This window comes from Chryseobacterium taklimakanense, from assembly GCF_900187185.1.
Lineage (GTDB): Bacteria > Bacteroidota > Bacteroidia > Flavobacteriales > Weeksellaceae > Planobacterium > Planobacterium taklimakanense.
Genome location: NZ_LT906465.1, coordinates 630,506 through 642,147, shown reverse-complemented (window position 1 = coordinate 642,147; position 11,642 = coordinate 630,506). Strand labels below are relative to the sequence as shown.

Sequence of the window (11,642 nt, the reverse complement as noted above, 5' to 3'; positions counted from 1 at the left end):
AAAAAATGAAAAAATCAATATATAAAATATTTGCTGCGGCAGTTTTCGTTTCGGGATTAGCTTCAGCGCAGCGTCCTGCACCGGCACCCAAACAAACGGTTCCGGTGGCAATTACAGGAGCTACAATTCATACGGCAGCCGGAAATGTATTGCAAAACGGAACGATTGTTTTTGAAAACGGCAAAATCACTTCGTTGAACGGTGCCGTTCCTTCCAATGCAAAGGTGATCAGCGCCGCAGGGAAACACGTTTATCCCGGTTTTATCCTGTTGAATAATTCTCTTGGTCTGGTAGAAATTGCCGCCACCAACGCGACTGTAGATTACCGCGAAGCCAACGCTTTTATGCCGGAAATACGTACGTTGATTGCGTTCAATACCGACAGCCACGTAATTCCCGTGATCCGTACCAACGGTGTCCTGCTGACGCAGCCGGTAATGGCAAGCGGTGTTTTGAAAGGAACGTCTTCGGTAATGAAACTGGACGCATGGAACTGGGAAGATGCCGTGGTTTCCAAAGATAATGTGCTGCATGTTTCGTGGCCTGCAAACAGAAAATCGACCGATGAAAAGCGTAACAGGGAAATGAAAGAGCGCCGCGATGCTGCATTGCTGGAACTGAAGTCACTTTTTCTGAGAGCGAAAACTTATGTTCCCAAATCCGGAATTAAGGATTATAAACTTGAGGCCATAGAGCCCGTTTATACCGGGGGAAAAACCGTATTTATCGAGGTTCCCGGTGCCAATGAAGCTTTGGAGGCGATTAAATTTGCGCAGGACAACGGATTCAGGAAGACGGTCCTCTTAGGCGATGCGAGTTTAACGGGTGTTTTGGATGACATTAAAAAATCGGGGTTTCCGCTGATTGTGACCAATCCGCACTCGCTTCCGCCAAACGATTCTTCTTCGCCCATGTTATCCTACGCGTTTGCAAAAATGGTTTCAGACAAAGGAATTCTGCACGCTTTAGATTACAGCTCCGGCAAAGATTTTTCAGATTCCCGAAACCTGCCTTTCCTTGCCGGAACTACTGTAGCGCATGGCCTGGAAAAGGAAAAAGCCCTGCAAAGTATTACACTTAACGCTGCAAAAATTCTGGGTATAGACAAAGATTACGGCAGTCTTGAAGTAGGCAAAAGTGCCACCCTTTTTATTTCTGACGGTGATGCACTGGACCAACTCACCAATAATGTTACAGAAGCATTTATTGACGGGCGGCAACTGAATCTCGACAATCAGCAGAAAGAGCTTTACAGAAGGTACAGAGAAAAATATTCCTCTGAAAATTAAATTATTTTAATAAAAAAATAGAGATTTTATCAAAAATTTTGTAATTTTAAGCTCCAAAATGTAGGAAGAAAATGAATAAAACAACTAAAGTTTCAGTATTTGAAAGCGAAGTACCGCAGGAAATACAGCTGGTAAAATCTAAACTGGCCGATGCCGGTATTGAAAACACGGTTGAAAACAAATATATGACCTTCACCACGACGCCGACGGCGAATACTTTGAAAATAATGGTAAGCCTCGAAGATGAAAAAAAGGCATTTGAAATCATTGATGCCTGGCTTCAAAAATCGGATAATGTTTAACCCAAAACAATTTCATAATTTTAAATTTTACTACTTTGACCGGAACATTTGGGGTTCCGGTTTTTTTTTTGACATTTATCAAAGGAATTTTTCTCCAGCGGTCGGAAATTTGCACGTTCAATTTTACAAACAAACAGTAAATGAAAACTATACACAAATTCCTTATGGGCGCAGCTTTTTCGTTGCCGCTCACGCTTTATGCGCAGCAGGCACCTACGCTGCAGGAACTCATCAGCAGTGCGCTGCAGAGTAATGAAACGCTGAACCAGCAGGTTTTAGAAAACAAATTCACGAAACTGGACGACGAAAAGCTGAATGATGTGTTTCTCCCAAAAGTGGAGATTACCGGGAAAACAGGTTACATGTACACTTCGGCGCATATCAATTCACCGGAAATTAAAGTTCCGGCAGTGCCTCCGGTTTTTCCGGGAGCGGTGGTACCTGAGGGACAGCTGAGCAATAATCTCAACATTTCCGGTCTTTCTGCCTCTGCAAAAGCCGAAGCGAGTATGGTGATTTATTCCGGCGGAAAGGTGAAATATCTGAAGGAAGCCAACCGCGAAAAAAATCTTTCAGAAGAAGTGATGATGCAGAAAACCAAGGACGACGTCATCACCGAAATTTCCAAAGCATACGACCAGTTGTCGCTGGTTTACGAATCCAAAAAAGTTCTGGATCAGTCCAAAAAACGTTTGGAAATCAATAAAAAAACGGCCGACAAAGCCTTGGGTTACGGTCTGATTACGCCTTACGACCACAAAAAAATCGAACTTGCACAGGCCACTTTGGATTCTAAAATGGTGGAATATGAAGGTAAAAAGGATCTTCTGATCACTCAGATCCATCTGTTGACCGGCATTGAAAGGGAGCGTATTGCCATGATTGAACACGATCTTCAGCCAATAAACTATGAAGTTCTGAACGAAACCGTAGAAAACAGGGCAGAGGTGAAAGCGCTTCAACACGGCATTAACGCGACAGATTATAAAATTAAAGCCGAAGAGAGATGGTGGGTTCCGAAAGTGCAGGCGCAAACTTCGCTGTCGTATTTCGGGCTTTACAACAACCGCATTTCAACCTCGGATGAAATTTTTCCCGGCACGGGAAAAAAACTCGATTTGCATCCCAGTGCCATAAACGTAATTCCCATGTTTACCGCAGGAATTGGCTTTAAATGGGAGGTTTTCGACGGTAATGAAGGCAAACACGCCATTGAGAAAGCCAAAATAGATAAAGAAATTCTGGAGAGCAAACAGAAAGACGCAATTAAAAAATTGAATTTGAATCTCGCCAACAACCAAACCAATTACAACATCGCGAACGCACAAATCAAACTAAAAGAAAAGGCAAGACAAATCGCGGCCAAAGGTTTGGAACAGGTGGAAAAGGAATTCAGATACGGCACCAAAACCTCCGCCGCGCTTATCGAAGCAGAAACGGATTTACAGAATGCCGAGCTGGAACTGCAGACCGCGATTTTCAATCAGAGAGTTTCCGCCATTGAACTGATGAAATCTACACAAAACCTTAATCCTGAAAATCTTTAATTATTTAAAAAAAAATTAAAAAACAAGCAAACGAAATGAAATCTACATCAAAAATACTTTCTGTTCTTACACTCTTTACTTTAGTGAATTGCAGCGAAAAGCCCGCAGAACGTGCCATTGAAGGTAAAACGAGAAAAGAACTCGTCACTTTTTCACCAAAAGTAACCGGGCGGATCCTGGAAATTTATGTGGAAGAAGGGCAAACCGTAAAAGCCGGTGATACGCTTGCAAAACTTGATGTACCTGAAGTTTCTGCAAAAATTGCACAGGCAAAAGGGGCGACTTCCGCAGCCAAGGCCCAGGCTCAAATGGCAAGAAACGGTGCGACCGCCGACCAGATGCGACAGTTGAGAGCCAAACAAAAAGGGCTTCAGGAGCAGTATCAGTATGCGCAGAAAGCCTACAACAGGGCTAGGAATATGTACCGCGACAGCTTGCTTTCGCCACAAAATTATGATGAAGCCTTCGCGAAATACCAGGGTGCCAAAGCACAGTTGGACGCTGCAAACGCCGAACTGCATGATGTGCAGATCGGTACACGTTACGAAAAAATAGAAATGGCGGAAGGACAGGCCAATCAGGCGATGGGTGCGCTGCAGGAAGCGAATGTGGCTTATTCTGAAAGATATGTGATCGCTACAAACGATATGGAAATCGAAACGGTTTCTTTGAACAAAGGCGAACTTGCGACCGCCGGTTTTGCACTTTTTTCAGGCTATATTCCCGACACGACTTATTTCAGATTCACCGTTCCGGAAAGTAAAATTTCAGCTTATGAGAAAGGGAAAACCGTGAAAATGGTCGTAAATTACAACCAAAAAGAAATTACCGGGCGCATTGTTTCCATCAAACAACTGGCAAAATACGCCGATATCACGACGGCTTTTCCGGATTATAATCCTGAAGATGCGGTTTATGAGATTAAAGTAATTCCGGATAATCGGGCCCAGTTGGGTAATATTCTGGTGAACTCCAATGTGGTTTTAAAATAAGTGACGGAATTATTATTCTATTAAAATGAAACAGTTAAGATATTTACTGAGAAGAGAATTCCGGCTCTTTTTTACCAATAAAACCATGCTTTCGGTGTTTTTTATGGCACCGGCATTCTACGCATTGCTTATTGGGTTCACTTATAAAAAAGGGAAGGTTGAAAACATTCCGGTGATCCTCATCAACCACGATAAAACGCCGCTTTCCGACCAGGTTACCCAAATGTTTGAGGACAACCACACCATCAAAGTCCTGAATTATATCGATGAGCCGGCTCCCCTGAAAGATGAGGTCATCAAAACTGAAGCTGCCGCTGTTGTCATCATTCCGGAGCGGTTTGAAGCGCTGATGCTGCAGAAAAAGTATCCGGAAATTACGGTTTACATCAACACGTCCAATGTCCTCACCGCGAATTTTGCTACGAAAGCGATACAGCAGATCCTGGGAACATTTTCGGCAGGAGCAGAGATCAAGGCGCTGCAGAGAAAAGGAATGAATGCAGAAATTGCGAAAACCCAATACGAACCGTTTAAAGCCAATTACATCACGCTGTTCAACACCACGAGCAATTACCTGATTTTTATGTGGCCCGCGATGATGGCGGTGGTACTGCAGCAGGTCATTTTGATGGCTATGGCCGTGACTTTTGCAGAGGAGTTCAAGCGCGACAGTTTTAAACGTGATTTTGCCGGTAAACACAAATATGCGGTGTTGGTGATGGCTATAAAATGCCTCCCGGTGTGGATTTTTGCCAATTTCAACATCCTGTTTTTCTACCTGTGCAGCCTTTATTTTAAAATTCCGTCACCGGTGAATGTGCCCAACTTTTTCCTGCTGACCGCAATTTTCGTGGTGGCATCAACCAATTTGGGCGTGCTGTTCAGTATTTTGGTTCCTGACGCGCTGAAGGCGACACAATATCTGATGGTGATTGCTTCTCCGGCGTTCATCGTCAGTGGATTTACGTGGCCAACGTCGGCGATGCCTCAGTTTGTGCAGTATTTCAATTCCATTATTCCCCTGACGCCTTATCTTGAGGCATTGAAAATCATGGTTGTGGAGCGTGGTTCAGATTATTTAACCCAAAAATACTTCATGCATCTTTTAATTTTGGCGTTAGTGTATTTTGTATTAGGCTGGATTGCGCTTAAAATTAAAATCAATTCACTCTACAAAAAGTACCATATATCAGAAGATGATGAAAGCGATGATTATGATGAAATTACAGCATCAGAAATTAATCTTAACGAAAACGGCTCAACACCGCAAGAAATATAAAGTTTTCATTTCTTTATAGTTTGTTTGTTCGTCCGGGAAGCAATTTCCCGGACGTTTTTTTAGTTTTTGAAAGGATGTAGGAAAGAAATGTAATCTAAATTAATGGCTAAGAATTTTTTAACCAGTTGAAGTTCTGGCACACTTTCTCTAACCTCTAACCTCTAACCTCTAATCTCTAACTTCTAACCTCTAACTTCTAACCTCCCACTTCTCACTTCTAATCACTTTTTGACAAATGTCAAAAGATTAAAAAACCTGCGGTTGTACCTTCGAGTCATCATTAATCAACAAAAAATTAATTATGAACACAACCGAAAATCACAGAAAAGTCAATCATCAACCCGATGCAAGCCAAACTCGCCTGCAAAATGTTCCCACCAACACAATGCCTTTTCCCGATCAGATTGGGAATTACCAAAGAAATATCGGACTTCCGGAAGGCAAATTTAAAGACAGCAAAGTTTACATTGTCGGCAGCGGAATTGCCGGACTATCTTCTGCCTATTATTTCATTCGCGACGGGCAAATTCCTGCCGGAAATATTACTTTTTTAGAGCAGTTGAACATTGAAGGAGGTTCTTTGGATGGCTCGGGAAACGCGGAAACAGGATATATCATTCGCGGCGGCCGTGAAATGGATTTTACCTACGAAAATTTCTGGGATATGTTTCAGGATATTCCCGCTTTGGAACTTCCGAAACCTTATTCCGTGCTGGATGAATACCGAATTGTAAACGACAACGACCGCAACCATTCCAAAGCAAGGCTCATTCACAACAAAGGCGAAATAAAAGATTTCAGCAAATTCGGGCTCAATAAAAAAGATCAGTTGGCGGTGATGAAACTTTTGCTCGCGAAAAAAGAAGATTTGGACGATTTAACGATTGAAGATTGGTTTTCCGAAACCTTTTTGGAAAGTAATTTCTGGTGGTTTTGGCGCACCATGTTTGCTTTCGAAAACTGGCAGAGTTTATTAGAACTAAAACTCTATTTTCACCGTTTCCTGCACGCTATCGATGGTTTGAACGACCTTTCGTCGCTGGTTTTCCCGAAATACAACCAATATGACACGTTCGTAGTGCCTTTAAGAAAACATTTACAGGAACTCGGGGTTAAAATTCAGTTTGATACCGTGGTAAAAGACCTAGATATCGAAATCGCAGGCGATAAAAAAACCGTCAGAAATATCATCACGGAACAGAACGGTTCTGAAGTGAAAATTGCCGTGCGTGAAAATGATTTTGTGATCGTCACTACAGGATCTATGACGGAAGACACGCGCTATGGCGACAATGATACGGCACCATTGGTAGATTTTACCAAAGAAAATTCCGGCAAATCAAAAGGATGGACGGTTTGGAACAATCTGGCAAAAAAATCTGAAGTTTTTGGCAAACCTGAAAAATTCAATTCCGATGTTTCCAAATCGGCGTGGATGTCGGCAACGCTCACCTGTAAACCGTCTGCTTTCGTCGAAAAACTCAAAGAGTATTCAGTGAACGATCCATATTCCGGCAAAACCGTTACAGGCGGTATTATTTCGATTACCGACAGCAACTGGGTGATGAGTTTTACCTGCAACAGACAGCCCCATTTCCCGAATCAGCCGGATGATGTTTTGGTCATCTGGGTGTATGCTTTGCTGATGGATGAAAAGGGAAATTATGTTCAGAAAACAATGCCGGAATGCACCGGAAACGAGATTTTGGCAGAGTTGGCCTATCATTTAGGAATTGAAAATCAACTGGATAATATCATAGAAAATACGATCGTGAAAACCACTTATATGCCGTATATCACTTCGATGTTTTTGCCGCGTGCCAAAGGCGACCGTCCACAGGTTGTTCCCGATGGCTGCGTAAATCTGGGATTGGTCGGACAGTTTGTGGAAACCAATAACGATGTGGTTTTTACAATGGAAAGTTCAGTGAGAACGGCGAGAATTGCGGTTTATGAACTTCTTGACAGCAACAAACAGGTCCCTGATATCAATCCGCTGCAATACGACATCCGTCATTTGTTAAAAGCCGCCAATACTTTGAACGACGGCAAAGGTTTTCCGGGCAGCGGAATTCTGAATAAAGTTTTGAAGAATACCTATTTCGAGCATATTCTGCCGGAAATTTCGCACGACGAACACGATGGTTTTTTCGCGCAGCAGTGGGATAAACTGAAAGGTCTCTTTGAGCATAAGCAAGAAGGGGAGTAATTATTTAACCTGAAAAACCTGTGAGGTCGTGAATACCTGTAAGGTTTTCTAAAATTTAAAAAAAATGACAACAATAAAAAAAATCACCGTAGCCGGAAGCGGCGTTTTGGGTTCGCAGATTGCTTTTCAATCCGCACTGCACGGCTATGACGTGACCATTTACGACATCAACGGCGAAGCAATTGAAAAATCCAAAAAACTGATTGATACTTTTCTGCCCCGATACAAATCGGACCTTCAGATTTCATCTGAAAAACTGGAAGAAGCCTATCAAAAACTGCAGTTTTCCATCAGCCTTCAGGAAGCGGTTTCCGAAGCGGATCTGCTGATTGAAGCCATTCCGGAAAGTATCGGTATTAAAAAGGAATTTTACAGAAATTTATCCAAAATCGCTCCCGCTAAAACCATTTTTACCACCAATACTTCCACACTCTTGCCGAGTTTATTGATGGATGAAACCGGAAGGCCTGAAAAATTTCTCGCTTTGCATTTCGCCAACGAAATCTGGAAACACAACACGGCGGAAATTATGGGCACCGAAAAGACCAATCCCGAAGTATTTGAAACACTCGTGGAATTTGCAAAATCTATCGGAATGATTGCGCTGCCACTGAAAAAAGAACAGCCGGGCTACATTCTTAACACGCTTTTGGTGCCGCTTTTGAGTTCGGGAATTCTGCTGTATGCCAAAGGAGTTGCCGACATTGAAACCATCGACAAAACCTGGATGCTCGGAACCGGTTCGCCAATAGGACCGTTCGGTATTTTGGATGTAGTGGGTTTGGGAACGGTGTACCACATTTTCAAAACCGAGGCGGAACGCACCGGAAATGAGGAAAAAATGAAGTTTGTCAACGTGCTGAAAAATCAGTTTATAGATGCCGGAAAACTCGGCGTTTCAAGTGGCGAAGGCTTTTATAAATATCCCAACCCGACTTTTCAGGGTAAAGGTTTTTTGAAGTAGAAAATCATAAATTCAAAGTAAAAAAAGTTGTTCATTTGGGCAACTTTTTTGTTTTTTCTAAAATAATTTTTTCGTTTAAATTTTATATCGTAATATTGCAATATGAAAATATAAAAATGGGCGTTACCAAAACACAGCATTTTACCGACGAGCAGAACGAAATTGCCACTTTGCTGAAAGCCCTGGCGCATCCTGCGAGAGTTGCCATTATCGAATATCTGCTTTCGGTTGACACCTGCATCTGCAACGATATTGTGGCCGAAATCAACCTTGCGCAGCCGACCGTTTCGCAACATTTAAAAGAACTCAAAAATGCAGGCATCATTCAGGGGGAAATTGAGGGAAAATCTATCTGCTACTGCGTAAATCCTGAAACCCTTAAGAAACTTGAGCATTTTGTTGACCGGCTTTTCCAAAAAATCCACCCGCTGGAAAACGGGAAATGCTGTTAATATTTCAATTCTGAACATTCACTTTTCAACTCAAAATTTATGGAAACGAACGAACAAATTAAGGAAATGGTAAAGCAAAAATATTCTGAAATTGCTTTACAGGACAAAGAAACCAATGCTTCTTCCTGTTGCGGCGCAGGCGGATGTTCCACGGAAGTTTATAACATTATGAGCGAAGAATATGATGAACTGAACGGCTACAACAAAGATGCGGATCTTGGTTTAGGATGCGGGCTTCCTACCAATTTTGCCAAAATAAAGAAGGGTGATACGGTTGTGGATTTGGGCAGTGGTGCAGGAAACGACTGTTTTGTAGCGCGTGCCGAGACAGGCGAAACAGGAAAAGTTATCGGGATCGATTTTACCGAAGCGATGATTGAAAAAGCAAGAGCAAATGCTGAAAAATTGGGCTACAATAATGTGGAATTTCGCCACGGCGATATTGAAAAAATACCGATAACCGCCAATGTTGCGGATGTTGTGGTGAGCAACTGCGTAATGAATTTGGTACCCGACAAACCAAAGGCTTTTTCTGAAGTTTTTCGCATTCTGAAACCAAACGGCCATTTTTCAATTTCTGATATTGTCATCATCGGCGACCTTCCCGAAAAAATAAAAACCGTTGCAGAAATGTATGCAGGATGTGTCGCGAGTGCCATTCAGAAAGAGGAATATCTAAAAATCATTCAGGATGCGGGATTTAAGAACCTTAGTTTACAAAAGGAAAAAGCGATTATCGTTCCTGATGATATTCTTAAAAATTATCTAAACGAAGAAGAAATCAAGGTCTATAAAAATTCAGACACAAGAATTTTTAGTATTACGGTTTATGCCGAAAAACCTGAAAACTGCTGCGCACCAAATTCTGGTTGCTGCTAACAGATTATGAAACCAAAACTTAAATTTTTAGACCGCTATCTCACGCTTTGGATTTTTCTGGCGATGATTTTTGGCGTTACTTTGGGATATTTTTTCCCAAATATCAAAGAAATCAACGAAAAACTTTCTGTAGGTTCAACGAACATACTTTTAGCAATAGGATTGATTTTGATGATGTATCCACCACTTGCAAAAGTGGACTATTCCCTGCTTCCAAAAGCATTTTCCGACAAAAAAGCAATGTCGCTTTCGCTTTTTCTCAACTGGATAATCTGACCTGTTTTAATGTTCGTGCTTGCCATTATTTTCTTGCGAAATGAACCGGATTATATGGTCGGATTAATCTTAATTGGTTTGGCGAGATGCATCGCAATGGTGATTGTTTGGAACGATTTGGCAAAAGGAAACCGAGAATATGGAGCATTGTTAATTGCTCTAAACAGCATTTTTCAAGTCATAACTTATAGTTTTTACGCTTGGCTTTTCATCAATGTTTTGACACAAAAATTGGGATTTGGAAATTTCAATGTTCAAGTTCCAATGAAAGATGTTGCAGAAAGCGTTTTAATCTATTTGGGAATTCCTTTTCTGTTGGGCTTTTTAAGCAGATACTTTTTAATCAGACAAAAAGGAAAATATTGGTTCGAGAGAAAATTTGTGCCATTTATTTCGCCCTTTACTTTGTATGCGCTTTTGTTTACGATTGTTTTGATGTTCAGTTTGAAAGGCGACAAAATTTTGGAATTGCCTTTCGATGTTATAAAAATTGCGGTTCCTTTGATCATCTACTTTATGCTGATGTTTTTTGTGAGTTTTTTTATTGGCAAATCGATGAAAATTCCTTACGACAAAAACGCTTCCATCGCTTTTACAGCAACCGGAAATAATTTTGAACTCGCTATTGCGGTTGCCATCGCCGTTTTCGGCATTCATTCGCCACAGGCGTTTGCTGGTGTCATCGGTCCTTTGGTGGAAGTTCCTGTTTTAATTCTACTCGTTAAAATCAGTCTTTACTTAAAATCAAAATATTATAAAAATGAAAACTGAAATAGGTGAAATCATTAATGGTTTTCAGAAAAACAAAATTTCTGAAGAACGAAAGCAAGTTTTGCAACCGTTAATAGACTACATTCGAGAAAAACAGACACACAAAGAAAAAATACGACTGAATTTTATCTGCACTCACAATTCAAGAAGAAGCCATTTGTCGCAAATTTGGGCGCAAACTATGGCCCATTATTTTAGAATTGACAATGTAGAATGTTTTTCCGGCGGCACAGAAGCCACGGCAATGTTCCCTAAAGTTGCGGAAACCTTGGCAAAACAGGGTTTTGAAATCACCAAATTATCAGAAAATCAAAATCCGGTTTACGCTATAAAATTTGACAAAGATGAAATGCCTGTGGTAGGATTTTCAAAGAAATACGATGATCCCTTCAATCCCGAAAGCGGTTTTTGTGCAGTTATGACCTGTTCTAGCGCAGACCAAGGCTGTCCTTTTATTGCGGGAGCAGACAAAAGAATTCCGGTTCGCTACGAAGATCCCAAAATGTATGACGGACATGCGGAAATGGACGAAAAGTATCTGCAAAAAAGTTTAGAAATCGGCCAGGAAATGTTTTATGTCTTTTCAAAAGTTGCCGAAAAGTAACACCAAATATTTCAACTTTTATCAAAAAAATACACCGTCCGGAAATTTTCGGACGTTTTTTTGATAAATGTCAAAACT

10 protein-coding genes and 1 pseudogene are annotated in these 11,642 nt (G+C 41.3%); all 11 read left to right on the top strand.

Features of this window, described 5'->3' with window-relative positions; genetic code table 11:
* The first annotated feature begins 5 nt into the window (after nt 1-5).
* The 11 genes and pseudogenes from CKV81_RS03185 (at nt 6) to CKV81_RS03135 (ending at nt 11,564) form a co-directional block, all read left to right on the top strand.
* Nucleotides 6-1,289 (top strand): amidohydrolase family protein, encoded by a 1,284-nt coding sequence (locus CKV81_RS03185; protein WP_095070332.1) that lies wholly within the window; start codon nt 6-8, stop codon nt 1,287-1,289.
* Between the two features lie 71 nt (nt 1,290-1,360).
* Nucleotides 1,361-1,591, top strand: coding sequence for a DUF2007 domain-containing protein (locus tag CKV81_RS03180; protein ID WP_095070330.1), 231 nt, complete (start codon nt 1,361-1,363; stop codon nt 1,589-1,591).
* A 140-nt stretch (nt 1,592-1,731) separates the two neighbouring features.
* On the top strand, nt 1,732-3,138 hold the full coding sequence (locus tag CKV81_RS03175) for a TolC family protein (protein WP_185116913.1): 1,407 nt from the start codon (nt 1,732-1,734) through the stop codon (nt 3,136-3,138).
* Nucleotides 3,139-3,173: 35 nt separating this feature from the next.
* Entirely contained in the window at nt 3,174-4,130 is a 957-nt protein-coding gene (locus CKV81_RS03170; RefSeq protein ID WP_095070328.1) for an HlyD family secretion protein, read from the top strand.
* 25 nt (nt 4,131-4,155) lie between these two features.
* Nucleotides 4,156-5,409: an ABC transporter permease gene (locus CKV81_RS03165; protein WP_095070326.1), complete on the top strand. Its 1,254-nt coding sequence runs from the start codon at nt 4,156-4,158 to the stop codon at nt 5,407-5,409.
* 301 nt (nt 5,410-5,710) lie between these two features.
* Nucleotides 5,711-7,618 carry an oleate hydratase gene (locus CKV81_RS03160; RefSeq protein WP_095070324.1) on the top strand — a complete coding sequence of 636 codons (1,908 nt, stop codon included), beginning with the start codon at nt 5,711-5,713 and terminating at the stop codon, nt 7,616-7,618.
* A gap of 64 nt (nt 7,619-7,682) precedes the next feature.
* On the top strand, nt 7,683-8,582 hold the full coding sequence (locus tag CKV81_RS03155; RefSeq protein WP_095070322.1) for a 3-hydroxyacyl-CoA dehydrogenase: 900 nt from the start codon (nt 7,683-7,685) through the stop codon (nt 8,580-8,582).
* A 116-nt stretch (nt 8,583-8,698) separates the two neighbouring features.
* Nucleotides 8,699-9,034 carry an ArsR/SmtB family transcription factor gene (locus tag CKV81_RS03150; protein WP_095074188.1) on the top strand — a complete coding sequence of 112 codons (336 nt, stop codon included), beginning with the start codon at nt 8,699-8,701 and terminating at the stop codon, nt 9,032-9,034.
* 39 nt (nt 9,035-9,073) lie between these two features.
* Nucleotides 9,074-9,913 carry an arsenite methyltransferase gene (locus CKV81_RS03145; protein ID WP_095070320.1) on the top strand — a complete coding sequence of 280 codons (840 nt, stop codon included), beginning with the start codon at nt 9,074-9,076 and terminating at the stop codon, nt 9,911-9,913.
* Between the two features lie 6 nt (nt 9,914-9,919).
* Nucleotides 9,920-10,960: pseudogene (gene arsB / locus CKV81_RS03140) on the top strand (ACR3 family arsenite efflux transporter).
* Nucleotides 10,950-11,564: an arsenate-mycothiol transferase ArsC gene (locus CKV81_RS03135; protein ID WP_095070318.1), complete on the top strand. Its 615-nt coding sequence runs from the start codon at nt 10,950-10,952 to the stop codon at nt 11,562-11,564. Before arsB ends, CKV81_RS03135 begins: the two are co-directional and overlap by 11 nt.
* The last annotated feature ends 78 nt before the right edge of the window (nt 11,565-11,642 follow it).